23 protein-coding genes, 3 tRNA genes and 1 pseudogene are annotated in these 25,077 nt (G+C 67.8%); 20 read left to right on the top strand and 7 right to left on the bottom strand.

Annotation, left to right across the window (positions count from 1 at the left end; genetic code table 11):
- Nucleotides 1-243, top strand: a pseudogene (gene glyA, locus HLH34_RS16860) (serine hydroxymethyltransferase); the annotation flags it as partial.
- Nucleotides 244-250: 7 nt separating this feature from the next.
- On the opposite strand, the gene HLH34_RS16855 reads toward glyA, so the two are convergent.
- Both HLH34_RS16855 and HLH34_RS16850 read right to left on the bottom strand, forming a co-directional pair.
- Nucleotides 251-1,300 (bottom strand): M14 family metallopeptidase, encoded by a 1,050-nt coding sequence (locus HLH34_RS16855; RefSeq protein WP_183120721.1) that lies wholly within the window; start codon nucleotides 1,298-1,300, stop codon nucleotides 251-253.
- A gap of 165 nt (nucleotides 1,301-1,465) precedes the next feature.
- Complete coding sequence (locus tag HLH34_RS16850; protein WP_306417757.1) at nucleotides 1,466-2,527, bottom strand: DEAD/DEAH box helicase; 1,062 nt, start codon at nucleotides 2,525-2,527, stop codon at nucleotides 1,466-1,468.
- 200 nt (nucleotides 2,528-2,727) lie between these two features.
- Between HLH34_RS16850 and HLH34_RS16845 the strand changes: the two genes are divergently transcribed.
- The 4 genes from HLH34_RS16845 (at nucleotide 2,728) to HLH34_RS16830 (ending at nucleotide 6,529) form a co-directional block, all read left to right on the top strand.
- A complete protein-coding gene (locus HLH34_RS16845) occupies nucleotides 2,728-3,717 on the top strand; it encodes a mitochondrial fission ELM1 family protein (protein ID WP_244960020.1) in 990 nt (329 codons plus the stop codon).
- A gap of 61 nt (nucleotides 3,718-3,778) precedes the next feature.
- Nucleotides 3,779-5,662: a hypothetical protein gene (locus HLH34_RS16840; protein ID WP_183120719.1), complete on the top strand. Its 1,884-nt coding sequence runs from the start codon at nucleotides 3,779-3,781 to the stop codon at nucleotides 5,660-5,662.
- 74 nt (nucleotides 5,663-5,736) lie between these two features.
- Nucleotides 5,737-5,811 (top strand) — tRNA-Val (locus HLH34_RS16835).
- A 358-nt stretch (nucleotides 5,812-6,169) separates the two neighbouring features.
- Complete coding sequence (locus tag HLH34_RS16830; RefSeq protein WP_183120718.1) at nucleotides 6,170-6,529, top strand: YidB family protein; 360 nt, start codon at nucleotides 6,170-6,172, stop codon at nucleotides 6,527-6,529.
- 18 nt (nucleotides 6,530-6,547) lie between these two features.
- On the opposite strand, the gene HLH34_RS16825 is transcribed toward HLH34_RS16830, so the two are convergent.
- Entirely contained in the window at nucleotides 6,548-7,468 is a 921-nt protein-coding gene (locus HLH34_RS16825; RefSeq protein ID WP_183120717.1) for an N-formylglutamate amidohydrolase, read from the bottom strand.
- 122 nt (nucleotides 7,469-7,590) lie between these two features.
- Here HLH34_RS16825 and HLH34_RS16820 point away from each other — a divergent pair.
- Nucleotides 7,591-7,665: transfer RNA gene (locus HLH34_RS16820), tRNA-Val, on the top strand.
- Between the two features lie 65 nt (nucleotides 7,666-7,730).
- On the opposite strand, the gene ruvX is transcribed toward HLH34_RS16820, so the two are convergent.
- Entirely contained in the window at nucleotides 7,731-8,195 is a 465-nt protein-coding gene (gene ruvX / locus HLH34_RS16815; RefSeq protein ID WP_183120716.1) for a Holliday junction resolvase RuvX, read from the bottom strand.
- Nucleotides 8,196-8,270: 75 nt separating this feature from the next.
- Between ruvX and gatC the strand changes: the two genes are divergently transcribed.
- The 5 genes from gatC to HLH34_RS16790 all read left to right on the top strand — a co-directional run bounded on the left by gatC (nucleotide 8,271) and on the right by HLH34_RS16790 (nucleotide 13,389).
- A complete protein-coding gene (gatC, locus tag HLH34_RS16810; protein ID WP_182943100.1) occupies nucleotides 8,271-8,558 on the top strand; it encodes an Asp-tRNA(Asn)/Glu-tRNA(Gln) amidotransferase subunit GatC in 288 nt (95 codons plus the stop codon).
- The gene (gene gatA, locus HLH34_RS16805) at nucleotides 8,555-10,039 is read left to right on the top strand and encodes an Asp-tRNA(Asn)/Glu-tRNA(Gln) amidotransferase subunit GatA (protein ID WP_373318630.1); all 1,485 of its coding nucleotides are present in this window, start codon (nucleotides 8,555-8,557) and stop codon (nucleotides 10,037-10,039) included. The genes gatC and gatA overlap by 4 nt, the downstream gene beginning before the upstream one ends.
- Complete coding sequence (gene gatB, locus HLH34_RS16800) at nucleotides 10,039-11,487, top strand: Asp-tRNA(Asn)/Glu-tRNA(Gln) amidotransferase subunit GatB (RefSeq protein ID WP_183120715.1); 1,449 nt, start codon at nucleotides 10,039-10,041, stop codon at nucleotides 11,485-11,487. The genes gatA and gatB overlap by 1 nt, the downstream gene beginning before the upstream one ends.
- Nucleotides 11,488-11,581: 94 nt before the next feature.
- Nucleotides 11,582-11,674, top strand: a tRNA-Ser gene (locus tag HLH34_RS16795).
- Nucleotides 11,675-12,117: 443 nt separating this feature from the next.
- Nucleotides 12,118-13,389, top strand: coding sequence for an O-antigen ligase family protein (locus HLH34_RS16790; protein WP_240162168.1), 1,272 nt, complete (start codon nucleotides 12,118-12,120; stop codon nucleotides 13,387-13,389).
- Between the two features lie 36 nt (nucleotides 13,390-13,425).
- On the opposite strand, the gene HLH34_RS16785 is transcribed toward HLH34_RS16790, so the two are convergent.
- Nucleotides 13,426-13,824 (bottom strand): cytidine deaminase, encoded by a 399-nt coding sequence (locus HLH34_RS16785; RefSeq protein ID WP_183120713.1) that lies wholly within the window; start codon nucleotides 13,822-13,824, stop codon nucleotides 13,426-13,428.
- 305 nt (nucleotides 13,825-14,129) lie between these two features.
- Between HLH34_RS16785 and HLH34_RS16780 the strand changes: the two genes are divergently transcribed.
- The 4 genes from HLH34_RS16780 (at nucleotide 14,130) to HLH34_RS16765 (ending at nucleotide 19,636) form a co-directional block, all read left to right on the top strand.
- Complete coding sequence (locus tag HLH34_RS16780) at nucleotides 14,130-14,822, top strand: class I SAM-dependent methyltransferase (RefSeq protein ID WP_220792227.1); 693 nt, start codon at nucleotides 14,130-14,132, stop codon at nucleotides 14,820-14,822.
- 17 nt (nucleotides 14,823-14,839) lie between these two features.
- Entirely contained in the window at nucleotides 14,840-15,259 is a 420-nt protein-coding gene (locus HLH34_RS16775; RefSeq protein ID WP_183120711.1) for a GtrA family protein, read from the top strand.
- Between the two features lie 233 nt (nucleotides 15,260-15,492).
- On the top strand, nucleotides 15,493-16,851 hold the full coding sequence (gene lysA / locus HLH34_RS16770; protein WP_183120710.1) for a diaminopimelate decarboxylase: 1,359 nt from the start codon (nucleotides 15,493-15,495) through the stop codon (nucleotides 16,849-16,851).
- 7 nt (nucleotides 16,852-16,858) lie between these two features.
- Complete coding sequence (locus tag HLH34_RS16765) at nucleotides 16,859-19,636, top strand: DUF4175 domain-containing protein (protein WP_183120709.1); 2,778 nt, start codon at nucleotides 16,859-16,861, stop codon at nucleotides 19,634-19,636.
- Nucleotides 19,637-19,728: 92 nt separating this feature from the next.
- Here HLH34_RS16765 and HLH34_RS16760 read toward each other — a convergent pair whose 3' ends face one another.
- Together HLH34_RS16760 and argH are read right to left on the bottom strand one after the other, a co-directional pair.
- Nucleotides 19,729-19,884 (bottom strand): lipoprotein, encoded by a 156-nt coding sequence (locus HLH34_RS16760; protein ID WP_183120708.1) that lies wholly within the window; start codon nucleotides 19,882-19,884, stop codon nucleotides 19,729-19,731.
- Complete coding sequence (gene argH / locus HLH34_RS16755) at nucleotides 19,881-21,332, bottom strand: argininosuccinate lyase (protein ID WP_183120707.1); 1,452 nt, start codon at nucleotides 21,330-21,332, stop codon at nucleotides 19,881-19,883. The genes HLH34_RS16760 and argH overlap by 4 nt, the downstream gene beginning before the upstream one ends.
- 3 nt (nucleotides 21,333-21,335) lie before the next feature.
- On the opposite strand from argH, the gene HLH34_RS16750 reads away from it, so the two are divergent.
- The 5 genes from HLH34_RS16750 to dnaQ all read left to right on the top strand — a co-directional run bounded on the left by HLH34_RS16750 (nucleotide 21,336) and on the right by dnaQ (nucleotide 24,985).
- Complete coding sequence (locus HLH34_RS16750) at nucleotides 21,336-21,932, top strand: TlpA family protein disulfide reductase (RefSeq protein WP_183120706.1); 597 nt, start codon at nucleotides 21,336-21,338, stop codon at nucleotides 21,930-21,932.
- Between the two features lie 93 nt (nucleotides 21,933-22,025).
- Entirely contained in the window at nucleotides 22,026-22,826 is an 801-nt protein-coding gene (locus HLH34_RS16745) for an N-formylglutamate amidohydrolase (protein WP_240162169.1), read from the top strand.
- Entirely contained in the window at nucleotides 22,823-23,677 is an 855-nt protein-coding gene (locus HLH34_RS16740; protein ID WP_183120704.1) for a shikimate dehydrogenase, read from the top strand. The genes HLH34_RS16745 and HLH34_RS16740 overlap by 4 nt, the downstream gene beginning before the upstream one ends.
- 1 nt (nucleotide 23,678) lies before the next feature.
- Nucleotides 23,679-24,308 carry a dephospho-CoA kinase gene (gene coaE / locus HLH34_RS16735; protein WP_183120703.1) on the top strand — a complete coding sequence of 210 codons (630 nt, stop codon included), beginning with the start codon at nucleotides 23,679-23,681 and terminating at the stop codon, nucleotides 24,306-24,308.
- Entirely contained in the window at nucleotides 24,305-24,985 is a 681-nt protein-coding gene (gene dnaQ, locus HLH34_RS16730; protein WP_183120702.1) for a DNA polymerase III subunit epsilon, read from the top strand. The genes coaE and dnaQ overlap by 4 nt, the downstream gene beginning before the upstream one ends.
- Nucleotides 24,986-25,077 lie beyond the last annotated feature (92 nt).

Genomic DNA, 25,077 nt, shown 5'->3' with positions numbered 1-25,077 from the left:
GCGAACAAGAACGCGGTGCCCTTCGACCCGGAAAAGCCGGCGATCACCTCGGGCATCCGCCTGGGCAGCCCGGCGGCCACCGCGCGCGGCTTCGGCGCCGACGAGTTCCGCGAGACCGGGCTGATGATCGACGAGGTGCTGACCGCCCTGGCCGAACGCGGCGAGGACGGCTGCGCCGACATCGAGGCCGCCGTCCACCACAAGGTCAAGGCCCTGTGCGCCCGCTTCCCCATCTACCGCTGAAGATAGGTTACGCCCCGTTCCGGATCGCAGGGTCCGGGACGGACGTGGCCAGCCGCACGGCGGTCTGGCCACGGCCGGGCCGCAGGTTGGGCATCACCAGCATGCAGTCGTCGTAGGGGGTGCGGATCTCGTCGGGGCCGTCCTGCGCCAGCAGGGTGCCCCGGCGTGGGACGACCTGACCGCCCCGGAACGGCTTGACGAAGCGGAAACGCGGCGTATGGGCCGTCACGATGTCCGTCACCATCATGTGGCGCGGCGCCGCCGTCGGTGGCGAACGGTCGGGGGGCAGCAGGCCGCTGTGGCGCAGCAGGGCGTGGACGGCCTGTGCGGTCGCCGTGACGGTGCAGCTGTCCCAGTGGGCCCCGGCTTCCAGCAGGCAGGCTGCCGCCTGTCCGCCGGGGGTTGAAAACCGCTCGAAATCAATCAGGCGCGGGCCGGCCCGATGACCGTGATCGGACACGATCAGCGGGGGGTCGCCGACCATCGCCGACAGCCTGCGCCCGGACTCCGCCCCCCCGGCCAGGATCAGCGGCGTGCCGGGCCACAGCATCGAATGCAGATCCATCAGGATGTCCGCGCTTTCGATCACCGGCAGCAGCGCGCGGGCGCGGTTCAGTTCCGCCGACTGGCGCGGGCCGTTCAGCGTCCGCCGGCACCACAGGCGGTTCATGTCCTCGTCCACGAAGCGCGACGCCACGGGATTGGCGGCGTCGAACCGCGCGAAGGCGTCCAGATTGGCGAAGATCAGCGACAGCCGCCCATGGGCCGGGCGCAGATCGTCGCGCAACAGCGTGTCGAGCACGGTCGCGCCGGCATATTCATTGCCATGGATCAGCGCGGTCAGCACGACATGCGGGCCGGGGCGTGAGGCTTCCAGATGGATGACGCCGGGAATGCCGCAATTCCCCCGCTGCCAGCGCGACAGGTCGGGGGGTGGGATTTCGACGGAAAAGCGGGGCAGGGGCTGGGCCGGAGCGGGCAGGACGTCCTGAAATGTGGGCCGCCCACGCATGCGCGGCGACGGACCGGGGCGCGAGCCTGATCCGCAGCTCATCATGGCATGTCCCGGCGGCCGGAAAGCCGACCCGGCAGGCGGGCGTCTGTCCCGGTGTGATGGTGCGCGACGGGGTGGATCGGGCGGGCCATGAACCGGAGTTTATAGAGTCGCGGCGATGCCGCAATGCCATGGACGCGCGCCCGCCCGCACGCCAGCGCAGGTCGGTCAGGGCGATTCGATTACCGCGATGCGCGCCCGCGTCTGCTTTTCGATGTCGCGCAGCAGCAGGCGTTCGGACGGATCGCACAGTGACAGCGCCGTGCCGCGCCGCCCGGCGCGCGCGGTGCGGCCGATCCGGTGGATATAGGTTTCGGGTTGTTCGGGGATGTCGAAATTGACGACCAGCGCCACGTCGTCGACATCGATGCCGCGCGCCATGACATCGGTCGCCACCAGGGCGCGCAGCGTGCCCTGGCGGAATGCGTTCAGCGTCTGCTCGCGCTTGGCCTGGCCGTGGTCGCCGTGCAGCGCGGTGGCGGTGACGCCCGCCTTGCCCAGCGCCCGCGCCAGCGTGTCCGCGCCCTGCCTGGTGCGGGTGAAGATGATCGTCCGGTCGTCCGGCGCCCGGCGCAGCAGGGCGATCAGGGTGGCGGCCTTGCGCGCGGTGGGCACGAAGATCGCCTGCTGGCGGATGCGCGGCAGGGTCGCGGGGGCGTCGGGCGGGGCGATGCGCACCGGCTTGTGCAGCAGTTGCCGGGCCAGAGCCGAAATGGCGGGCGACATGGTCGCCGAGAACATCAGCGTCTGGTGGCGCACCGGCAGGCGGGCGGCGATGGCGCGCACGTCCTCAAGAAACCCCAGGTCGAGCATCTGGTCGGCCTCGTCCAGCACCAGGCACGTGGTGCCGTCCAGGTTCAGCGTCCCGTCGGTCAGATGGTCCAGCAGGCGTCCCGGCGTTGCGACCAGGATATCGGTGCCGGCCGCAAGGGCGCGGGCCTGCCGGTCCTTGGGCACGCCGCCGATGGCGACGGTGACCGTCAGGCCGCAGTGGCGGACGCAGGTCCGCGCGGTGCCGGCGGTCTGGTTGGCCAGTTCGCGGGTCGGCGACAGGATCAGCGCGCGGGCACGGCCCCCCCGCGTATCCGGGCTGTGTTCCTGCGACAGCAGGCGGTGCATGACCGGCAGCACGAAGGCCGCCGTCTTTCCCGTCCCGGTCCGGGCCAGCGCCTCGACATCCCGGCCGTCGAGAATCGGTGGAATGGCGAGCGCCTGAATCGGCGAGGGCACGACATATCCTGCCGGCCCCAACGCCGCGAGAATACGGGAGTCAAGGTTCAGATCGTCGAAGCGGAGGGAAGGTGCGTCATTCATCGTGCCCCGAGATACCCCGCCCGGCGGCGATGGCGAAGCGATTCCGTCGGGGCGCCGCATCCCGCGCCCCGTCCGGCTCGATTGACGCCAGGGTGCGCCTACCGGCAGATGACGTCATGGATCACGTTTCGGATCAGCTTTCCCCTCATCTTCCCCAGTCCGCGGATCGGCTGGTGGCGGTCGTGGCGGAAGATCTGGCGGGCATGCGCTCACAGGCGTACGGTCTGGCGGCGCGGGCGGGACTGTCTCCGTTTTTCTGCCCGGTCAGGGCGCATGGCCTGTGGGGGCGCCTGCCGGCCGCATGGTGGCCGGCCCCGCTGCGCGCGATCGACCCGCCGGTCGATCCCCGGACGGCCGGGCTGGTCTTCAGCGTCGGGGGCACCGGCGGGGCGGTCGGCGCGGCGCTGCGCCGGGCGGACCGGCGTATCGTGCAGATCCAGAACCCCCGCATGCGCCTGGGCCGATTCGACCTGGTGATCGCCAACCGGCATGACGAGATCGCGGGGCCGAACGTCCTGCTGACGCGCACGGCGCTGCATGGCGTGTCGCCGGTGCGGCTGGCGGCGGCGCGGGCCGAGTGGGGGCCGCGCCTGGCCCATCTGCCACGCCCGCTGGTCGCGGTGCTGCTGGGCGGTTCCAACGGTCGTTTCCGCCTGGATGTGACGGAGGCGGTGGCCCTGACCGGGCAACTGGTCGACATGATGCGCCGCGACGGGGTTGGCGTGGCGGTGACCCCGTCGCGGCGGACCGGTGAAGATGTCTGCGCCGTCGTGCGCGCGGGCGTGTCGCCGCTGGGGGGCTGGGTGTGGGACATGCAGGGGGACAATCCCTATCTGGGCCTGCTGGCCTGCGCGGACGCCATAGTGGTCACGAAGGATTCCGTCTCCATGGTGTCCGAAGCCGTGGCCAGCGACGTGCCGGTCATGATCGCGGACCTGCCGGGACGGTCGCGGCGGATCGGCCTGTTCCTGCGCGACCTGGCCCGCGCGGGCCGCATCCGGCCGTTCGCGGGGCGGATGGACGACTGGCCGGTCCACCCGCTGGACGATACCGGGCTGGTGGCCGGCGAGATGCGTCACCGTCTGGGTCTGGGCCCGGAGGCCTGATTCGGGGCACTACCCGGCCGGCATGATTTCTGGTTGCCGCATTCTGCGGTATGAATGGTCCATGCTGGACATCCGTACCTATGACGCCCAGGCGGGCGGTAATGTTCTCTACAAGGCGCTGGCGCATCCGCTGGCGGCCGAGGCCCTGTCCGCGCTGGCGGCGGAACTGCGCGCCCTGGGGCCGGTCGCGGTCTACGACCCCGAGGGGATGTTCGCCATGGTGCGGGCGCTCGGTCCCGACCTTGGCGTGGTCGAGGGGCTGTATGTCCATGATGCCGCCCTGGTGGGGCAGCCCACGCCGTGCGGCCCGGCGCGGGCGCTGACCGACCTTGCGGGGGCGCCGGTCGCCGTCGTGCTGGCGGCCACCTTCGATGGCGGGCGGATCCATGACCGTATCGCCCATCTGCTGCCGCCCGGAGCGCGGTTCCTGTCGATGGACGCGCTGCGGCTGCCCGATCGGATGTTGACGGTGCGCGAGCGGTATCTGGACCGGCTGAATTTCGCCACCAACCATGCGTTCTTCCGCGACCAGGAGGGGCTGTCCACCCGGCTGGTCAGCGCGAATTACTGGTCGCGCTACGGCGCGCGGGCGGTGCGGCTGTGGCTGCGGCTGTTCGGCGCGGACGGGAAGGTGCTGGCGACGTGGGAACAGGACGTGGCCGACGACGGCGGCAGCATCGTCATCGACAGTCAGGCGGTGCGCGCGCGATTCGGCCTGCCGGCCTTCACGGGGCAATTGTTCGTGCACGCCATCGGCGTCGCGGGGCATGACGTGGTGAAATACGCGCTGGATACCTACGGCACGGACGGCAACCACAGCCTGTCGGTCACGCACGACGCCAATGCCTGGCCGTCCGACCGCTATGCCAACCTGCCGGCCCCCGACGTGGGGGAGGACGTCGTCCTGTGGGTGCAGAACAGCCACGCGGTGCCCATCCCCCCAGGCGCGATGAGCCTGAATCGCATGGGCGAGGCGCACCATGCCTCGATCATGCGCGAAATCGGGCCGTACCAGACGGCGGCGATCCGGGTCGCCGACTGCCTGCCGGACCTGGCGTGGCCGGCGCAGATCGAACTCCGGTCCGGCCGCCATGTCGTCCGTCCCCGTTACGAGGTGATATCGGCGCACCGGACCCGCATCGCGCACCTGAATGTCGAACGCGCCGACCTGCGTCCCGACCCCGGAATTGCCAACCTGCCCGAGTCGTTCGGGCGTGGCTTCCTGCTGCCGTTCCCGATTCTGGACCCCGCGCGGTTCCTTACGATCGTGCAGCCGGTGCCGATGGCCGAATCGCAGGCGACCCTGCCGCTGCGCGTCGATTGTTTCGACGGGGCAGGGAACCCCACCGGGCAGAAATTCCTGGGCTGCCTGCCGCGCGACCACGATCTGGCCCTGGACCTGGCGCAACTGGGCGTGCCCGAAGGCCATGCCGAACTGGTCTATGATTTCCGCGACGGCGGCGACGCCGACGGGTGGCTGCACGCGCTGGTGCGATTCCAGGCCCGCGATGGCGGCCACGCGGCGGAGACCAGTTTCGGCGCGCACATCTTCAACACCGTCATGACCTATCGGGGCGAGCCGCAATCCTATTCCGGGCCGCCGCCGGGCCTGACCACACGGCTGTTCCTCAAGGGCGGAAACGGCTTGGGGCACGCCTTCTGCTGCCTGATCTATCCGGCATCCGCCGACTGGCGGCCGCATTCGCGCACCGTCCTGACCCTGCACGACCAGGCGGGGCGGGCCATTGCCGAATCAGGGCTTGAGATCGCCTGTTCGGGCTCGGCGATGGTGTGGCCGCATCGCCTGTTCGGCGCCGAGGCGGTCGAGCAGGCCGGTCTTGGGGGCTATGTCATGATCCGGGACACGACGTGCCGTCTGTTCGGCTATCACGGCGTCATGCGCGACGAGGGGGGCTTTTCCCTCGATCACATGTTCGGCTTCTGACGGTGAAAAATGGAGCATGAGGCCCCTTGCGAAGGGGGGGCAGATCCATTAATAGGGCCGCAACGACATCGGATGGGTGCGTAGCTCAGCGGTAGAGCATCGCCTTCACACGGCGGGGGTCACAGGTTCAATCCCTGTCGCACCCACCATCCGGATCGTCGGGCGGCTGATCATGTCGCCGCAGAGAGCGGGAGATTTTCCCGCCTCCCATCAGTCCGATTCCCCTTTCGAGCTCACGAATTATCTGTGTGACAGCGCCGTTCACGGGCCGGGGCAGCCGTGCCTTGTGGCGATGGCGGCGACACGGGGTACTATTTTCTTGACACTTAAATGTGATTGGGGCTCCTATCGGGGCGTTGCAGTGTTGCGATGTGCAGCTGCTTCTTGGACGTTTCCTCCCTAAACTTGGCGGTGCTTTGGCACCGCTTTTTTTTGTCCTGATTTCCGGGCGGCTGCTTCATAATGGCCCTGCCGCAGGGAATGCGACCAGGAAAGGTCAGGTGAACAATGCCCGGAATATTCGACGGACTGATCAACAAGGTGACGGAACTGGCCGACAGCACCGGACTGACGGACAAGGTACATCAGCATCTGGCTGAACTGACGTCGGCACAGGGGATTTCCACCCTGATGGCCCAGGCCGAGCAGGCGGGGCTGGGGGACAAGGTCCGGTCGTGGATCGGGAGCGGCCAGAACCTGCCGATTTCGGTCGACGAACTGCGCTCGATCCTGTCCAGCCAGCAGATCCAGGCGATGGCGGACCGGACGGGGTTGCCGGCATCGACCATCCTGCCGGCGCTGGCGCAGTTCCTGCCTGCCGCCGTGGATCAGCAGACCCCGTCGGGCGAGGCGCCGAAGGTCGGCTGACCGCCACGTCGGAACCTTTCAGGACGACAGGGCGGTGGCCCTGTCACGGGTCAGTCGTTCCGTTGCCGCCGCCAGGTCGCGCAGCAGGCCGGTCAGCATGGCCCGGATCAGGGCGAATCCGTCGCCCTTTTCCAGCCGCGCCTCATCCATGTACAGCGCGCGGCTGATTTCGACCTGCAGGGTGTGCACCCCGTCGCGGGGGCGGCCGTAATGGCGTGTGACATAGCCCCCGGCATACGGAGTGTTGCGGCAGGTGCCAAACCCACGTGCGCGCAGGGCAGTTTCGGCGGCGGCGGTGATGGCCGGCGCGCATGACGTGCCCCAGGCGTCGCCCAGGATGAAATCCGGTGCGTTGCGACCTGTCGGGCCAGGCATGGAATGGCAATCGACCAACAGGCAGACGCCATGGGCGGCGACAGCCGCGTCGATCAACGCCGAGAGGGCGGCGTGGTAGGGCGCCCAGCATGTGCGAATCCGTTCGCATGCCTCGGCGAACGGGAGGCGCGTGCGATAGATCGGCACGCCGGTGGCCGACAGGCGCGGGATCGTCCCCAGCCCCGCGCGGACTCGGGCGGTCGTGCTGTTGCACCCGTCGGGCAAGGGTTCGCTGAACATCGTGGGGTCCAGTTCCCATGCCTCGCGGTTGGGATCGCAATAGATGCGGGGAAATGTCGCGCAGATCAGGCTGGCCCCCAGGTCCGGCACCCGGTTCAGCAACTCGTCGACATGGAAATCCTCGCTGCGGCGCAGAATGGCGCGGTCCAGGCGCGACATCGCAAGGAAAGCGTCCGGATAGGCGCGTCCGGAATGCGGCGAGGCGATCACCAGAGGCAGGGGCGCAGCGCGTGGCGCTGTCACCACAAATGGGGCGGGATGGGCGTCATCCCCGTCGTTCAACGGCGTCGCGTCGGTGTGATCCAGGCGGGAACTGGCAACCATTTCGCGAAGTTATCCCATGTTATCAGGCGCTTCGTCAAAACAGGGGTGCGATTTCATTTTTTCCGCACGGACGGGTTGCGCAACGCCGCCAGCCCGGCTAGAAGCCTGTTCACCGAACGGATGGGCGCATAGCTCAGCGGTAGAGCACTACCTTGACATGGTAGGGGTCACAGGTTCAATCCCTGTTGCGCCCACCATCCTTCGGGCTTCCCATTTAAAAATAGATCCATGTCACCCTGCCGCGCGGACCCGTGCGGCCGCGTCAGTATGCGGTCGCGTCCAGCGCGCCTTGCAGCATGTAGGACGCGGCCAGCTTGTCCACCAGTTCGGCACGGCGCCGGCGGCTGACGTCGGCGTCCTGCACCAGCATCCGGTTGACGGCGCTGGATGACAGGCGCTCGTCCCACATCGCGGCGGGCAGGCCGGTCTGCTCGGACAGGGACATCATCCAGTCGCGCGCCGCCTGGGCCGCCGGCCCGAAGCTGCCGTCCAGGGACAGCGGCAGGCCCGACACCAGGGCGCCCACGTCCTCGCGTTCGGCGATGCGGCGGATTTCCACCGCCATGGCGGACAGCTTGCCCCGCCGCAGCGTTCCGTAAGGCGAGGCCAGCATCAGCGAGACGTCCGACAGGGCCAGGCCGATCGTCTTCTGGCCGGGGTCGAGGCCCAGCAGGCGCTGGTCGCGGCCCAGTTGGGCGCGGATCTGGTGCATGTTGAACAGGGGCATGTCTGGGTCTATGGTCCGCGCGTTGTCCTGCCCGGCAGGTTATTCCCCCCAAGTCATGATGGAAAGTTATGCTTCATGTCGCTTGATCCCGCGACCGTCCGTCGTATCGCCAGACTGGCCCGGATAGGAATCGACGAATCCGACCTGCATGCCCTGCAGGGTGAACTCAACGGCATTCTCGGCTGGATCGAGCAGTTGAACGAGGTCGACATCGACGGTGTCGAACCAATGGTGGGCACCGGGCATGCGGCGCTGCGCATGCGCGACGACGTGGTGACGGACGGGGACGCGCGCGACGCCGTCCTGTCCAACGCGCCGGATGCGGCGGGGCCGTTTTATACCGTGCCGAAGGTGGTGGAATGATGCTGACCGAACTGACGATCGCCGCGGCCCAGGACGGGCTGAGGCGGCGCGATTTCTCGGCGGTCGAGCTGGTCGGTGCGCATATCGCCGCGATCGAACGGCTGAACGGACGGCTGAACGCCTTCATTACTGTGACGGCGGACCAGGCGATGGATGCCGCGCGTCGCGCGGACGACGTGCTGGCCAAGGGCGAGGCCGCGCCGCTGACGGGCATTCCGCTGGGCATCAAGGACCTGTTCTGCACCGACGGGGTGCGGACGACGGCTGCCAGCCGGATGCTGGAAAATTTCGTGCCGCCGTACGAAAGCACGGTGACGGCAAACCTGCTGCGCGACGGCGCGGTGTTCGCGGGCAAGACCAACCTGGACGAATTCGCGATGGGTTCGGCCAATATCAATTCGGCCTTCGGCGCGGTGGAAAATCCGTGGAAGCGCGAGGGCGAGGCGGACACCGTCCTGGTTCCCGGCGGCTCGTCCGGCGGGTCGGCGGCGGCGGTGGCGGCCAGCCTGGTGATGGGGGCCACGGGCACCGACACCGGCGGTTCGATCCGCCAGCCGGCATCCTATTGCGGAATCGCCGGCATCAAGCCGACCTATGGGCGGTGCAGCCGGTGGGGCACCATCGCCTTCGCCAGTTCCCTGGACCAGGCGGGGCCGATGGCCCGCACGGTCGAGGATTGCGCCATCCTGCTGCAGTCGATGGCGGGGTTCGACCTTCGCGACAGCACCAGCGTCGATTGCCCGGTGCCCGATTACCGCGCCGCCTGCGGCCGCGACCTGAAGGGCATGAAGGTGGGCATTCCCGCCGAATACCGCGTGGCGGGCATGCCGGCGGAAATCGAGGCCGCGTGGAACAAGGGCATCGCCTGGCTGCGCGACGCGGGATGCGAGATCGTCGAAGTGTCGCTGCCCTACACCAAGTATGGCCTGGCGACCTATTATATCGTGGCGCCGGCCGAATGTTCGTCGAACCTGGCGCGCTATGACGGCGTGCGCTTCGGGCGCCGGGTGCCGGCTGCCTCGCTGGACGAGCAGTACGAGGCGACCCGGCGCGCCGGATTCGGGGCGGAGGTTCGCCGGCGGATCATGATGGGAACCTACGTCCTGTCGGCCGGATATTACGATGCGTATTACCTGCGGGCGCAGAAGGTGCGGAACCTGATCCGGCGGGATTTCGAGCGCGCGTTCCAGCAGGTCGACGTGCTGCTGACGCCGACGGCGCCGTCCCCGGCCTTCGCGCAGGGGGAAAAGATGGACGATCCGGTGCAGATGTATCTGAACGACGTATTCACCGTTCCGGCCAGCATGGCCGGGGTGCCCGCGATGTCGGTCCCGGCGGGGCTGAGCGCCAACGGGCTGCCGCTGGGCCTGCAGATCATCGGCCGGTCGTTCGACGAGGAAGCTGTCCTGGCGGCCGCCAGCGCCATCGAACGGGCGGCGTCCTTCACGCATCGCCCGGCGTTGCGCGCGGAGGTGGTGTGATGAGCTATGTGATCGAAGGGCGGACCGGCCCCTGGGAACTGGTCGTCGGGCTGGAAGTCCATGCCCAGGTCATCAGCCAGTCCAAGCTGTTTTCCGGCGCCTCGGCATCGTACGGCGGCGAGCCGAACACGCATGTCAGCCTGGTGGACGCGGGCTTTCCCGGTATGCTGCCGGTCATCAATCGCGAATGCGTGGCGCAGGCGGTCCGTACCGGGCTGGGCCTGAAGGCGCGCATCAACCTCGAAAGCCGATTCGACCGCAAGAACTATTTCTACGCGGACCTGCCGACCGGCTACCAGATCAGCCAGTTCACCCACCCGATCGTCGGCGAGGGCGCGGTGGAGATCGAACTGGCCGATGGGTCGATCCGGACCATCGGCATTACCCGCCTGCATCTGGAGCAGGATGCCGGCAAGTCGATGCATGACCAGGACCCTACACGGTCCTTCATCGACCTGAACCGCGCGGGCGTCGCGCTGATGGAAATCGTCAGCGAACCCGACATCCGCACACCCGAGGAGGCCGGGGCCTATCTGCGCAAGCTGCGCATGATCCTGCGCTATCTGGGCACGTGCGACGGTAATATGGAGGAAGGCTCCATGCGCGCCGACGTGAACGTATCCGTCCGCAAGGCCGGCGAGCCGTTCCGCACGCGGTGCGAGATCAAGAACGTGAACTCGATTCGCTACGTGATGCAGGCGATCGAAATCGAGGCGGCCCGCCAGGTGGAGATCTGGGAGGGCGGCGGGTCGGTCGATCAGGAAACCCGCCTGTTCGATCCGGCGCGGGGCGAGACGCGGTCGCTGCGCAGCAAGGAAGACGCGCACGATTATCGCTACTTCCCCGATCCGGACCTGTTGCCGCTGGTGGTCGAGGAAGCCTGGGTCGAATCGCTGGGGGCCGTCCTGCCGGAACTGCCCGACGCCAAGCGCCAGCGCTTCCAGAGCGAATATGGCATTCCACGCTATGACGCCGGCGTGCTGGTGGCCGAACAGGCGACGGCCGATTTCTACGAGACGGTCGCGCGGGGCCGCGATCCGCGCCTGGCGGCCAACTGGGTGATCGGCGATTTCTTTGGCGCCCTGAACCGTACCGGCCGGACCATCCAGGACAGCCCCATCACTGCCGAGGGGCTGGGTGGCATGCTGGACCTGATCACCGACGGGACGATCAACGGCAAGATCGCCAAGGACGTGTTCGAGGACATGCTGGAAACCGGCGAATCGGCGGCGGCCGTCGTCGAGCGCCGGGGCCTGCGGCAGGTCACCGACACCGGCGCGATCGACGCCGCCGTGCAGGCGGTGCTGGACGCGAACCAGGACAAGCTGGCCGAATACCGGTCCGGCAAGGATAAATTGTTCGGATTCTTTGTGGGCCAGGTCATGAAAGCCATGGCCGGCAAGGGGAATCCCGCGCTGGTGAACGCCGCCCTGAAGAAAGTTCTGTAACCGACCGGTTGGGGCGGGTTTCGGGTTTGACGGCGCTGTGGCGACGGTCTACAAGCAGCGCTGCAAACGCCGTGTGAAAAACACGCTCTTCGGCGGAGGGGTGGCCGAGTGGCTGAAGGCGGCGGTTTGCTAAACCGTTGTACGGTGTCAAGCCGTACCGTGGGTTCGAATCCCATCCCCTCCGCCAGTTTCCTTTCCGAACATTCGAATATCCGGCAGCATCCGGTGACCCAGGCGGTCGACCGGATCGACGCATGCATCGTCATGCGTTGAATCCCGGCCCGCTTCGAAGCCGGGAGCCATGCCCTGTTTCGGCCATGAAATACTGGAAATTGTAACTTTCGATTCCGAAGATCAGGCAATTCGCCTGCCATTTTGCATGTCGGGGGTGCTTCATTCCCCGTAGCGAAGGCGGTTCATGCGAATGGCACCGATGATGGCAATCAACAGACGTCCCATGATGTGCTCGCGTGATAATTATTACGATATGTAACGACACAGCCACGGACGAGTTCAAATGACGTTCATGTGTCGGACTGGAATCATGGTGATGCGGCAGATTGGGCGGCATCGTCAGGCCGTCTGGGTCATGTCTGTGGGGTAATGGTGGAGAAGACGAAATTGCGGGGCATGAGGGTCGATCGGATCGCGGGCTGGCTGGCGCTGGCGATGACCTTGACCCTGCCGTTCTTTCAGTTGCGTGGGCGTGCGATTTCCGACGGCATCATCTCCGGGGTCGGGATCCTGTTCCTGGCGCATTGCGCAATGACGCGGGAGGGCGATTGGTGGCGTCGGGGCTGGTTTCCCGTCGCGATGCTGTTCTGGGCGCTGGCAGTGCTGTCGTCGATATTGAATGGGTCTGCCCATTCCATTTCGGAAGCGATCGTTATCGGAAGATTTTTTCTGTTCGCTGCCGCGTTGGAACATTGGGTGCTGCGCGACGCGCGGTCGCGGCGATGGCTGGGGCTGGTGGTCAGTGTGGCAGCGGTCTGGATCGTCGCCGAATGCTGGCAGCAATATCTGCTGGGCCGGAATCTCTGGGGCTATCCGCGCTGGACGGATGGGGCGCTGACCGGCCCGTTCTACAAGCCCCGTGCCGGTGCCGCGCTGCTGATGGTCGTCTTTCCCGGCATCATGCCCCATGTCGTCCGGCGGCTGGAGGCTCCGGAGTGGCGACGCAAGCTGTGGGGCGTCGCCGTCATCGTGTTCCTTGTCCTGACGATGATCCTGATCGGGCAGAGGATGCCCAGTCTGCTGTTCGGCCTGGGGCTGGTGATCATGGCGCTGGTCGTCCGCTGGACCAGATGGCCCGTCTTCGCGGCGGCCCTGGCCGGGGTGGCAGGACTATGCCTGCTGCCGGTCCTCTCTCCGCCAGCCTATGCGAAGCTGGTGGTGCGCTTCCTGGCGCAGATCACGAATTTTCCCGACAGCGCCTATGGACAGATCTATCTGCGGGCGGCGGTCATGGTCCGGCATCATCCCTGGCTGGGCCTGGGGTTCGACGGGTTTCGCGATTTCTGCGCCGATCCGGCTTATGTCCATGGCCTGGCCCCGTTCGGCTGGCGGCTGGACGCTCGAAACGCCGCCATGGGGTGCAATATTCATCCGCATAACTTCTATCTGGAAGCCGCAACGACCGCGGGACTGACCGGGCTGGCCTGCTTTGTCGTGCTGGTCGTGATGTGGCTGTGGCGCATGATGCGGGCACTGGCGCCCGCGGATGCGCCACAGCAGGCCATGCTGTTTGTGACCTGCTGCATCCTGCTGTGGCCGCTGGCTTCCAGCAGCGCATTGTTCACGGTGCGGACGGCGGGATGGGTGTTCCTGATGGTGGGCTGGGGACTGGCGGCGTCACGTGACATCGATGGCGAACGCCGCCTCGGCCGCCCGTTCCGCGGCTAGCGTGAAAGGGGGGCGTCGATTGCGCGGGCCCTGTGATCACGCCAAATCGTCGGGACCGAACGCATCGGGCAGCAGGTCGGACAATGTACGGACCAGAAGGACCTGTCCCGTCGCGCCCACCATGCGGACCCTGAGGTCGGGGGCGCCGAATTCCCGGATCTTCTGGCGACAGCCGCCGCAGGGGGCACAGGGTTTTTCACCGCCGCCGCTGATGACGATATCCACGATCCGGCGCTGTCCTGCCGCGACCATGGCCGAGATCGCCCCGCCTTCGGCGCAGACGCCTTCGGGGTAGGCGGCGTTCTCGGCATTGCAGCCGGCGAAGATTCGCCCGTCGGCGCTGCGCAGCGCCGCACCCACGTGAAAGCGGGAATAGGGGGCGTAGGCATTGGCGCGGACCGCCACGGCGGCGTCGATCAGCGGGTCGTCCGTCATTGTCGTCTCTCCTGAGCTGTTCGTCCCGATGTACTGGACGGGCGAATGAAATGACAGGTTCAACAACCGCCGCATCCTTCAGTCGTTTAGCTACCTCCCGCCCGCAAAAGCCGAGGACAATTTTCCACGCTGCCGATCAAGGCCCCGCTATGATAGCCTCGCACAACCAGACCCGCTTCGGGGATGCCCGGCGCGGTTTCCTCTTTGCTGATGCGTAAAGACTGATCCTCGTTTTTTACAAGAACCCCTCAATACGGCTCAAAATGAGAGATTCGTAGATTATGGACGCAGGCATGTACACATCCATGGCTTCCATGGAAGAAAATCATTGGTGGTATGTTGGTCGGCGTAGGATTATTTCTTCTTTTCTGAATAAAATAGCAGAAAAAAAGAAACTGAAAATTATAGAGCTTGGGTCGGGGACGGGCGGAAACCTGATGATGCTGTCTGCCTACGGCGATGTCGTCGGGATGGAGCCCAATGGTTTCGGCCGGCAGCTCGCCATCAGCCGTGGCTTCGACGTCTGCGACGGCATGCTGCCGGATCTTCCGTTCAGGTCGGGGGAGGCGGATCTGGTCGTCATGTTCGATGTGCTGGAACATCTGGACGATGACGCAGGCTGTTTGCGTGCGGCGGCGAATCTGCTGAAGCCCGATGGCCATCTGTTCCTGACCGTTCCGGCCTATAGCTGGATGTGGTCCAATCATGATGTCAAAAACCATCATAAACGCAGATATAACAAGGAACAATTGCTGGATCTGGCGAGAAGGATCGGCTTCAGGGTCGAGCGCTGTTCCTATTTCAACACGCTGCTTTTCCCGATGGCTGCCGCCGTGCGTATCATCAAGAATATGACGGGGGCCACAAGCGACGACGGCACGATGCCCGCGCCCGCGACGAATAAAATTTTGCTGAAAATTTTCTCCTTCGAGAAAAAAATCCTCTCTCATGGCAATCTTCCGTTCGGTCTTTCGATTGCCATGATTTTGCACAAATAATGAGATAGACTGAGTTCATGAATAACGTACATGTCAGGCCGGATCTGTATCTCAGGCTCGGCGAGCTTGCCAGATTCCTGTTTGTAGGCGCAGGCAATACCCTCTTTTCTCTCCTCCTGATCTTTATGCTGATTTCCTATGCGGGAGCGGATTACCGTGTCGCCAATTTCCTTGGCTACGTGGTCGGCTACGTCATCAGCTTCAGCCTCAATCGGCTATGGACCTTCCGGCATACGGGATGCTGGAAGAAAGGTTTTCTGCGATGGAGTCTCGTCGCCCTGATTGCCTATCTGGTCAATCTGAGCGTGGTGGTCTTCACCCATACTGAAATGGGGATCGGGATCTATACTGCCCAGCTTATTGGTATTGCAGTATACACCATGACGTCCTTTCTGGGGGGGCGCTTTTTTGTCTTCGCGATGGAGCCCTCGGTATGAACGGTGCCGTTATGCGGCGGCCAGGAATTACGTCATCGTCAGGTAAAACCCGCCGTCGATCCCCAAGGCCGGGCTGAGGCCCTTCGCCGGTTTCGGAACCTTGTTCCGGGCGCCGGAAGCGGCAAGACGACGCCAATCGCTCCAGAAGCATCGAATTATTCTAATGATTCAAGATGTTCCCGGATGGACACTAAGACCTTGGAAGCGGGGTCGCGAGCCGGTATCCTGAGGGGATGGCTGACTCAACTTCTCCGCTCGCGGGGCCGGATCCGACCGTCGGAGACCTGCTGGCCGCCCGTCCGCACCTGTCGATGCATGCGCTCGACGGCCTGGTGCTCGAGGACGTTCCCCTCAACGCCATCGCGGATGCCGTTGGCACTCCCACGTGGGTGATGGGGGCGGCGACCCTGCGCGCGCGCTACCGTCGCCTGGCGGGTGCCATGCGCGATGCCGGCCTGACGCCCTCCATCTATTTCGCCGTGAAGGCGAACGACCATCTGGCGATCCTGCGCATCCTGGCGGCCGAAGGAGCCGGCGCCGACGTCGTCAGCGGCGGGGAACTGCGCCGTGCGCGCGCGGCCGGGATTCCGGCGTCGCGCATCGTGTTCTCCGGCGTGGGCAAGACGGCGGACGAACTGCGCCTGGCCCTGGCCGAGGGCATTGCCCATGTCGCGGTCGAAAGCGCCGAGGAGCTTGAGATCCTGTCCGCGCTGGCGGTGTCGGCGGGGCGGACCGCGCGGATCACCCTGCGCGTCAATCCCGATGTCGATGCCGGGACGCACGAAAAGATCACCACCGGTCTGTCGACCAACAAGTTCGGCATTCCCTACGCCCACGCGGCGGATTTGTATGCCCGGGCCGTGGATTTGCCCGGCCTGCTGCCGTTGGGCTTCTCGTTGCATATCGGCAGCCAGATCGTCGCCATGGCGCCCTATCGCGCCGCGTTCGCCCGGGTCGCCGGACTGGTCCGCGCGGTACGGGCGCGTGGTCTGCCTGTGGAACTGGTGGATTGTGGTGGTGGCCTGGGCATCTGCCAGCGCGACGAGATCGAGGGGGCGCCTGCGGCCCTGGCCGGGGCCATTCGGGCGGAACTGGGCGAGTTGGACGTTCGCCTGGCGATCGAGCCGGGGCGCTGGCTGGTCGGGCCGACCGGCGTCCTGCTGTCGCAGGTGATCCTGCGCAAGGCGGGGTTTGACGGCCGGCCGCCGTTCCTGATCCTGGACGCGGCGATGAACGATTTGATGCGGCCCAGCCTGTACGATGCCTGGCACGGCATCCTGCCGCTGTCCGCCCGTGACGCGGTGCGGCCGACCGAAAGCGTGAATGTCGTCGGGCCTGTCTGCGAAAGCGCGGATTCGTTCGGCCAGGGGCGCACCCTGCCACGTCTGGACGACGGGGCCAGGGTGGCGCTGCTGGATACCGGGGCCTACGGCATGGTCATGAGTTCGACCTACAACGCGCGTCCGATGGCGGCGCAGGTCCTGGTGGACGGCGGCCGCTGGACCATTATCCGCGACCGGCAGCCGGTCGAGGCCCTGTGGGCGGCCGACCGGATTCCCGACTGGGTCGGGCCGGCCCCGGCCGGCGACTGAGCGATTCATGGCGGGCGGGACCGCTCATCCGCAGGAAAGGCCGGCACCGTCCGAGGCGGCGCTGACCGCGTTTCCCGCCCGGCTGGCGGCCGCGCGGCACCGTGCGCGCAACGTCCTGTGGATCGAAGGGGTGTGGCCGGTCGTCCTGCCCGTGATCGGTCTGCTGGCGGCCTATATGATTGCCGGCCTGCTGCGCCTGCCGCAGCGTCTTCCCGACATCGTGCATGCCGTGCTGCTGGTCGCGCTGGCCGGTGGGTCTGTCGGCTGGGTCTGGTGGCGGGGTCGCCAGGTGCCGGCTCCGACGGTGGAGGGGGGTGACCGGCGCATCGAACATGCGTCGGGCCTGGCGCATCGTCCGCTGCAGACGCTGGGGGACCGGCCGGCGGAAGACAATGCGGGGCAGCAGGCCCTGTGGCGCCTGCATGTCCAGCGCACCGGACAGGGGATCGGAACCCTGCTTACCGGCTGGCCGCGCCTGTCGCTGACGGCGCATGATCCGTTGCGGATCGGCTTCGTGCTGGCGCCGGTCCTGCTGCTGGCGCTGCTGTGGGCGGGCGGGGACGCGCCCGGGCGGCTGGCGTCCGCGTTCTGGCCGGGCCTGGACGACCCCGGAGCGCCCCGGCCGCATATCCAGGCGTGGATCACCATGCCGGCCTACGCCCCCGGCGCGCCTGTTTTCCTGGACGACCGGGCGGGGCAGGCGACGGTGCCGCAGGGCGCGGTCCTGAGCATCAGCATCACCGACCTGCGCGGCCGGCCGGACCTGCGTGCCTCCGCCACCGGCGGCGGGGCGGCCGTGGGGCCGGACCGGTTTCGGCCGCTCGGTTCGGGAAGCTGGTCGGTCGATGTCCCGCTGCTGGGCAGCGCGTCGCTGACCCTGCGCGGGCGGGGGCGGTCGCTCAGCCGGTGGAATGTCACGGTCCTACCCGATGCCGCGCCGTCCGTGGCGTGGGGGGCAGGGGCCGGCGGTGCCCGGGGGGAATGGCGGACGCGCCTGCCTTATGCCGCCCGCCAGGCCTACGGCATTGCGTCGCTGCGCGCGGAACTGCGCCTGGTCCATGGCGGGGACGGCGTTCCGGCCCGGGTCCTGAATGTCCCGATACCGGTTGACGGCCACCCGAAGGAGGTGACCGGGACGGCGACGCCCGACTTGTCGGCCGACCCCTGGGCGGGCGAGGAGGTCGTCGGGCGGCTGGTGGCGACCAGCGCCAGCGGCCGTGTCGGTCAAAGCCCCGAAGCGCGGTTTCGCCTGGGGGCCAGACTGTTCCGCAGCCCGGTGGCCAAGGCGGTGCTCGATGTCCGCAGGCGCGTCGCCATCGGGCGGGAGAGTCGGTTCGACGGGGCTGCCGACCTGACGGCGCTGGGCGAGACACCCGGGCCGTTCCAGACGAATGCCGGCATGGTGCTGAACCTGGCCAGTGCCGCCGCGCAACTGGACAGTCACGACATGCCGGACCGGGACGCGGTGGACGGGGCGGTGGGGCAATTGTGGTACCTCGCCCTCGATATTGAGGATAACCGGCAGGGCGATCGCGCCGGCGCGCAGGCGTCGCTGGATGTGCGCGCGGCGCAGGAGGCCGTGGCCGCGCAGTTGAACCATATGCGGCAACTGGGCGACCAGGGGCAGTCGGCAGGCGAGCAGGCCGAGTTGCAACGGCGAATGGAGACGTTGCGCCAGGCCATCATGCGCCGGATGCAGGCGCTGGCGCAGCAGGCGTTGAAGGCGCACACCGCCATCCCCAACCTGCCGGGCCTGACCCAGGATGGCGACCGCGCCCTGTCGCGCATGATGCAGCAGATGCAGGACGATGCCCGGAACGGACGTTCCGCCGACGCCATGCAGAAACTGCAGCAGATGGAGGACATGCTGGAGCGGATGCGTAACGCGACGCCGCAGGACATGGCCAATCTGGCGCGGCAGATGCAGGCCCGGCAGCAGGCAAAGGAACAGGGCGACGCGCTGCAGGACCTGATCCGGCGTCAGTCCGGCTTGCTGGATCGCACACAGTCGCGCCTGGATCGTGGCCGCCGCCAGCAGGAACAGCAGGACGCGGCGCGCCGGGCGGTGCGGGGCGAAGGGGCCGATGGCGATCTGTCGACGATGCCGACGGCGGAACTGCTGCGCCAGCTTGGCCTGAACCCGCCGCCCGATGCGGCGGATGGGTCCACCGCCCCGGCTGGGCAGGATACGCCGCCGGCCTCGGCCGGGCAGGCGGAGCAGGGGCCGCCGGGGCCGGAAGACGCCGACGGCCAGCATGCTGACCGGGCGGTGCAGCACGCGCTGGGGCGTGCGCTCGGGGAACTGGGTCAGGAATTCAAGGGGCTGACGGGCAAGACGCCCTCGGGCTTCGCCGATGCCGAAGGCGCGATGAAGGCGGCCCGCACCGCCCTGAGCGACGGGCATGACGGTGCCGCCGCCGACGCCCAGCGCAAGGCGCTGGCCGACCTGCAGAAGACCGGCCAGCAGATGCGCCAGTCCATGAAAGGGTCGGGCGGCGGGGCCGGCAGCTTCTTCCCCGGCTTCGCGACCGGCTCGGGATCGGGCGGGGCAGGGACGCCGGAGGATGACGCGGAGTCCGAAGAGAGCGGGAAAGGCGATCAGGACCCGCTGGGCCGCAAGACCGGCGAGGGCAAGGACGGCCTGGACGCCGACACCCATGTGCCCGACACGATCTCGCGCGAGCGGGCGCGCGAGATCGAGCAGGAGCTACGTCGCCGCGATTCCGACAGGACCCGTCCGCGCGAGGAGCTGGACTATCTGGACCGGCTGCTCAAGCCGTTCTGATTTTGCATCTCATCAGGGCAGGCGAAGGCAAGGGCCGAGGCCCTTGCCGGGTTCGGGCAGAGCCCGACCTTATGCCGCCGCCCCGGCCGGCGTCAGTCCGGTGCCGGATAGGTGCGGGGGTAGGTCATCTTCGAGGCCGGGCCGGGGGCTTCGGGCGGGCCTTTCTTGCCGCAGGCGGCAAGGCTGGTGGCCAGGGCTGCCAGCAGCAGCAGGGCGCCCAGACCGGTCCTGGCGCGGATCGGTGTCATACCGCGCCCTCCAGTTCCGTCAGCCAGCGCGTCGCCTGTGCGCGGACATTGCCGGGGGCGGTGCCGCCCTCGCTGATGCGCGACGCGATCGAGGCCTCGACCGTCAGGACCGAGAAGATGTCCTGGGTGATGCCGGGTTCCTCGGCCTGCATGTCCTCAAGCGACAGTTGCGCCAGATCGACGCCCCGGCTTTCGGCCAGGCCGACCAGCCGCCCGGTCACATGATGGGCGGTGCGGAACGGAAGTTTCAGCACCCTGACCAGCCAGTCGGCCAGGTCGGTCGCGGTCGAATAGCCCGATCCGGCATAGGCGCGCATCCGGTCGGTATTGGCCGCGAGGTCGCGGACCATGCCGTCGCACGCCGCCAGCGACAGGGCGGCGGCGTCGGTCGCGGCGAAGACCGGTTCCTTGTCCTCCTGCATGTCCTTGGCATAGGCCAGCGGCAGGCCCTTCATGACGGTCAGCAGCCCCACCAGCGCGCCGCTGACGCGGCCGATCTTGGCGCGGACCAGTTCGGCGGCGTCCGGGTTGCGCTTCTGCGGCATGATGGACGAGCCGGTCGTGAAGGCATCGGACAGGCGCACGAAGGCGAACGGGGCCGAGCACCAGATCACGATTTCCTCGGACAGGCGCGACAGGTGCATGCCCATGATCGACAGCGCCGACAGATATTCCAAAGCGAAATCGCGATCGGACACCGCGTCCAGCGAATTGGCGGTCGGCCGGTCGAACCCCAGGGTCGCGGCGGTCATCCGCCGGTCGATCGGGAAGGACGTGCCCGCCAGCGCCGCCGACCCCAGGGGGCATTCGTTCAGGCGGCGGCGGGTGTCGGCCAGGCGGCCGCGATCGCGGCCCAGCATCTCGACATAGGCCATCAGATGATGGCCGAAGGTCACGGGTTGGGCGGTCTGCAGGTGCGTGAAGCCGGGCATGGGGTCGGCGGCATGCTCCTGCGCGCGGCGGCACAGGGCGCGCATCAGGGCCGCGACCTGCGCGTCCAGCCCGTCGATGGCGTCGCGGACCCACAGGCGGAAATCGGTCGCGACCTGGTCGTTGCGCGACCGGGCGGTATGCAGGCGCTTGCCGGCCTCGCCGATTCGCTCGGACAGGCGCGCCTCGATATTCATGTGGATGTCTTCCAGCGCGGTGCTGAAGACGAAACGTCCGGCCTCGATCTCCTGCCCGATTTCGGTCAGGCCCTGACGGATTTCGGCCTCGTCCTGCGCCGAGATGATGCCGGTCCGGGCCAGCATGGCGGCATGGGCCAGCGACCCCGCGATATCCTGCCGCCACAATGCCTTGTCGAACCCGATCGAGGCATTTATTTCCTGCATGATCGCCGACGGCCCGCCCGCGAACCGTCCGCCCCACTGGGCATTGGCCTGCGCCGCGTCGTTGCCCGCGCTGTTTTCGCCGTTCCCTGCGCTGCTTTTTTCGTTCACAGACATTCCATGCCCCAGACCCTGTCGACATCCGTTGATCGCCGCGCCCTGCTCGCGAACGGCGGCACCCTACTGGCCGCATGGCTCGGGTGCAATTCCATCCTCGCACCGTCCGGCGCGCGGGCGGCGGACGAACCGGCGCCCGTCTCGCTGTCGGGCCTGAAGGGGCATGCGCCGACCCCGCTTCCGGCCATCGACTTCACGGACGAAGGCGGTGCGGCGCGGCATCTGGCCGACTGGCGCGGACGGATCGTGATCCTGAACCTATGGGCCACCTGGTGCCAGCCCTGCGTGGCCGAAATGCCGGCCCTGTCGCGTCTGGCCGCGCGATTGTCGGCGACGGGCGACATCGCGGTGCTGCCGGTGTCCGTCGATCGGGGCGGGGCGGCGACGGTGCGTCGGTTCTACAAGGCGCGCGCCATCGCGGGGCTTCCGGTTCTGTGCGACCCGCAGATGCAGATCCCCACCGCACTGCGCGAGGAGGGGGTGCCGCTGAGCCTGCTGGTCGATCGCCAGGGGCGCGAGGTGCTGCGCATCGTCGGACCGGTCCGCTGGGACGAGGCCGGGGCCGAGGATCGGATTCGCCGCCTGGCCAGCGGCGCGTAGGCGCCGGACGGCTTTCGCGCGAACGGCTTTCGCGCGACAGGCGGGCAGGTTAAAGCCAGTAGCAGGATGCAATGCACGTTGAGGATTGAAGCGATGCCACAGGATGACGCGCCGCGTGGCGGCGGCCTGGCGTCGGGGACGCTGCTGGGCGCCCGCGACCCGGCGCCGGTCGGCGTCCATGGGCGATCGGGCGCGTCGCCGTTCCTGCTGCTCAGCGACCATGCGGGCCGTGCGGTTCCGTCATGCCTGGGGGACCTGGGTGTGCCGGCGTCCGACTGGGACCGGCATATCGCCTGGGACATCGGCATGGCGGGCATGGGCCGTCTGCTGGCCGAGCGGCTGGATACGATCCTGATCGAGCAGGTCTATTCGCGGCTGGTAATCGACTGCAATCGGGCGCCGGGTCATCCGACCTCGGTCGTGCGGGTCAGCGACGGGACCGACGTGCCTGCCAATCTGGAACTGGACGCGGCCGACATTGCCCGGCGCGAGGACGAGATCTTCCGTCCCTATCACGCGCGCATCGCCGACGAACTGGCGGCGCGGCACGGGCAATCCACGGTGGTCGTGGCCCTGCACAGCTTCACGCCGGAGATGGGTGGCATGCCCCGGCCGTGGCATGCCGGGGTGCTGCATAACCGCGCGCCGCGCTTCGGCCTGATCGTCAGATCGTTGCTGGAGCAGGAAGGCGGCCTGCTGGTCGGCGACAACGAGCCCTATGCCCTGACCGACGGCAGCGACTACACGATTCCCGTCCATGCCGAGCGCAACGGCCTGGCCTATGTGGAGCTGGAAATCCGGCAGGATCTGGTGGCGGATGCGCGCGGCCAGCGCGAATGGGCGGACCGCCTGGCCCGGGTGCTGCCCCAGGCCTGGGCGCGTCATACCGTATGAGCGCGCGTCCTACCCTGACCGGCCGCACGATGCTGGCCGGTGTCATCGGCTGGCCGGTCGCGCACTCCCGTTCGCCCCTGCTGCATAATTTCTGGCTGGCGCGGCATGGCATCGACGGGGCGTACGTGCCCCTGCCGGTTCGGCCCGGCCTGTTCGAGACCGCAATCCGGGGCCTGCAGGCCGCCGGATTCCGTGGCGCCAACGTGACCATCCCGCACAAGGAGGCGGCGTTCGCCATCGCCGACACCCTGCACCGGTCGGCCCAGCGGTCGGGGTCGGTCAACACGCTGGTGTTCGCCGCCGATGGACGGATCGAGGCGCATTCGACCGACGGCGACGGGTTCGTCGCCAATCTGGAAGCGCACGGCGTCGACGTGACGCGGGGGCCCGTCCTGCTGCTGGGGGCGGGAGGGGCCGCGCGGGCCATCGCGGCCAGCCTGCTGGACCGGGGTGTGCCGGTCGCCGTCACCAACAGGACCCGCGGCCGGGCCGAGGCCCTGGCCGGGATGCTGGACGGCATCACGATCGTCGACTGGGCGCGGTGGGAAGACAGCCTGCTGGATTACGCCGCGCTGGTGAACACGACGTCGCTGGGCATGCATGGCGGGCCGGACGACCTGTTCGCGCCCAGCCTGGCGCGGGCGCCGGACGGCATGGCCGTCTGCGACATCGTCTATGTCCCGCGCATGACGCCGCTGCTGCGCGCCGCGCGGGACTGTGGATTGCCGACGGTGGACGGGCTGGGCATGCTGCTGCACCAGGCGCGGCTGGGCTTTCGGGAATGGTTCGGCGTCGATCCGGTGGTGGATGCCGAACTCCAGGCGCTGCTCGACGCCGATCTGGCGGGCTGACATGCGGGTCCTGGGCCTGACCGGCGGGATCGGGATGGGAAAATCGACCGTGGCGCGCCTGCTGCGGGGGGCTGGGTTTCCGGTGTTCGACGCCGATGCCGTGGTCCATGCGCTGCAGGCGCCGGGCGGGCGGGCGCTGCCGGCCATTGCCCGTCTGGTGCCCGGCTCCGTCTCGAATGGCGTGCTGGATCGTGCGGCCCTGCGCCGGGCGGTGATCGGCGACCCGGCCCTGATGGCGGGGCTGGAAGGGATCATCCACCCGCTGGTCCGCCAGGAACGCGCGCGCTTCCTGGCCCGGGCGCGGCGGTCGGGCCATCGCTGGGCGGTGCTGGACGTGCCGCTGCTGTTTGAAACGGGCGGCGATCGGGCGTGCGACCGGGTGGTGGTCGTTTCGGCGCCCGTGGACGTGCAGACCTATCGTGTCCGCCGCCGGCGCAAGATGGCGCCCGAGCAGGTCAAGGCGGTCATCGCGCGGCAGATGCCGGACCGCGAGAAGCGGCGGCGCGCCGACGATGTCATCCTGACCGGCCTGTCGCGTGGCGACACGACGCGGCGGGTCAGGCGCCTGATCGCGCGGTTGCGCCGGACGGATGACGCGCGAACATGCAAACGCGAGGGGAATAGCGGATGAAACGGGCGATCCTGTTCGATACCGAGACCACCGGCCTGGACCCTGCACGGGGCGACCGGGTGATCGAGATCGCGGCCCTGGAGTTGGTCGGCGACCTGCCGACCGGCCAGCATTACCATGTGCTGGTCCATCCCGAGCGTGACATCCCCGAGGAGGCGTCGCGGGTGCATGGCATCACGCTGGCGGATCTGGAGGGCAAGCCGAAATTCGTGGACATCGCCGACGCCTTCCTGGAGTTCATCGGGGAAGACGAACTGATCGCCCATAATGCGCGGTTCGATTTCGGCTTCCTGAATGCCGAACTGAAGCGCGTGCAGCGGCCGCCGCTGTCGCTGGACCGCATGGTCGACACGCTGGACATCGCGCGCGAACGCTATCCGGGCCTGCCGAACAGTCTGGATGCGCTGTGCCGGCGCTTTTCCATCGATCTGTCGGCCCGCACCACCCATAATGCCCTGCTGGATTGCCGCCTGCTGGCCGAAGTCTATCTGGAACTGATGGGCGGCCGCCAGCGCGGGCTGGGGCTGGCGGTGCAGGATGGGGGCACCGCCCAGGTATCCTATACCTACGACTATGCCGCCCAGCGGTCGCCGCGCCCGATCGTGCCGACAGCCGGCGAACTGTCGGCGCACGCGCGCTTCCTGGAAAAGATCAAGGAACCGATCTGGACAGGTTGAGGGGGTGAGAGGCCGCGCTGCCGCAGCGCGTGGGCAACGTGCGCCGGGTAGTCGGCAGACCCGCTTTTTAAACAGCCTTCCAAGGTTGGCAC

The organism is Gluconacetobacter azotocaptans, assembly GCF_014174355.1.
Taxonomy (GTDB): domain Bacteria; phylum Pseudomonadota; class Alphaproteobacteria; order Acetobacterales; family Acetobacteraceae; genus Gluconacetobacter; species Gluconacetobacter azotocaptans.
The sequence above is the reverse complement of the archived record's forward strand: the minus strand, read 5'-3'. Positions and strand labels throughout refer to the sequence as shown.

What these genes read in the sequence shown, in the direction of transcription:
- HLH34_RS16855 (WP_183120721.1), bottom strand. Translation starts at nt 1,300, where the DNA reads ATGATGAGCTGCGGATCAGGCTCGCGCCCCGGTCCGTCGCCGCGCATG.
- HLH34_RS16845 (WP_244960020.1), top strand. Translation starts at nt 2,728, where the DNA reads ATGGATCACGTTTCGGATCAGCTTTCCCCTCATCTTCCCCAGTCCGCG.
- HLH34_RS16840 (WP_183120719.1), top strand. Translation starts at nt 3,779, where the DNA reads ATGCTGGACATCCGTACCTATGACGCCCAGGCGGGCGGTAATGTTCTC.
- HLH34_RS16830 (WP_183120718.1), top strand. Translation starts at nt 6,170, where the DNA reads ATGCCCGGAATATTCGACGGACTGATCAACAAGGTGACGGAACTGGCC.
- HLH34_RS16825 (WP_183120717.1), bottom strand. Translation starts at nt 7,468, where the DNA reads ATGGTTGCCAGTTCCCGCCTGGATCACACCGACGCGACGCCGTTGAAC.
- ruvX (WP_183120716.1), bottom strand. Translation starts at nt 8,195, where the DNA reads ATGCCCCTGTTCAACATGCACCAGATCCGCGCCCAACTGGGCCGCGAC.
- gatC (WP_182943100.1), top strand. Translation starts at nt 8,271, where the DNA reads ATGTCGCTTGATCCCGCGACCGTCCGTCGTATCGCCAGACTGGCCCGG.
- gatA (WP_373318630.1), top strand. Translation starts at nt 8,555, where the DNA reads ATGATGCTGACCGAACTGACGATCGCCGCGGCCCAGGACGGGCTGAGG.
- gatB (WP_183120715.1), top strand. Translation starts at nt 10,039, where the DNA reads ATGAGCTATGTGATCGAAGGGCGGACCGGCCCCTGGGAACTGGTCGTC.
- HLH34_RS16790 (WP_240162168.1), top strand. Translation starts at nt 12,118, where the DNA reads ATGAGGGTCGATCGGATCGCGGGCTGGCTGGCGCTGGCGATGACCTTG.
- HLH34_RS16785 (WP_183120713.1), bottom strand. Translation starts at nt 13,824, where the DNA reads ATGACGGACGACCCGCTGATCGACGCCGCCGTGGCGGTCCGCGCCAAT.
- HLH34_RS16780 (WP_220792227.1), top strand. Translation starts at nt 14,130, where the DNA reads ATGGCTTCCATGGAAGAAAATCATTGGTGGTATGTTGGTCGGCGTAGG.
- HLH34_RS16775 (WP_183120711.1), top strand. Translation starts at nt 14,840, where the DNA reads ATGAATAACGTACATGTCAGGCCGGATCTGTATCTCAGGCTCGGCGAG.
- lysA (WP_183120710.1), top strand. Translation starts at nt 15,493, where the DNA reads ATGGCTGACTCAACTTCTCCGCTCGCGGGGCCGGATCCGACCGTCGGA.
- HLH34_RS16765 (WP_183120709.1), top strand. Translation starts at nt 16,859, where the DNA reads ATGGCGGGCGGGACCGCTCATCCGCAGGAAAGGCCGGCACCGTCCGAG.
- HLH34_RS16760 (WP_183120708.1), bottom strand. Translation starts at nt 19,884, where the DNA reads ATGACACCGATCCGCGCCAGGACCGGTCTGGGCGCCCTGCTGCTGCTG.
- argH (WP_183120707.1), bottom strand. Translation starts at nt 21,332, where the DNA reads ATGTCTGTGAACGAAAAAAGCAGCGCAGGGAACGGCGAAAACAGCGCG.
- HLH34_RS16750 (WP_183120706.1), top strand. Translation starts at nt 21,336, where the DNA reads ATGCCCCAGACCCTGTCGACATCCGTTGATCGCCGCGCCCTGCTCGCG.
- HLH34_RS16745 (WP_240162169.1), top strand. Translation starts at nt 22,026, where the DNA reads ATGCCACAGGATGACGCGCCGCGTGGCGGCGGCCTGGCGTCGGGGACG.
- HLH34_RS16740 (WP_183120704.1), top strand. Translation starts at nt 22,823, where the DNA reads ATGAGCGCGCGTCCTACCCTGACCGGCCGCACGATGCTGGCCGGTGTC.
- coaE (WP_183120703.1), top strand. Translation starts at nt 23,679, where the DNA reads ATGCGGGTCCTGGGCCTGACCGGCGGGATCGGGATGGGAAAATCGACC.
- dnaQ (WP_183120702.1), top strand. Translation starts at nt 24,305, where the DNA reads ATGAAACGGGCGATCCTGTTCGATACCGAGACCACCGGCCTGGACCCT.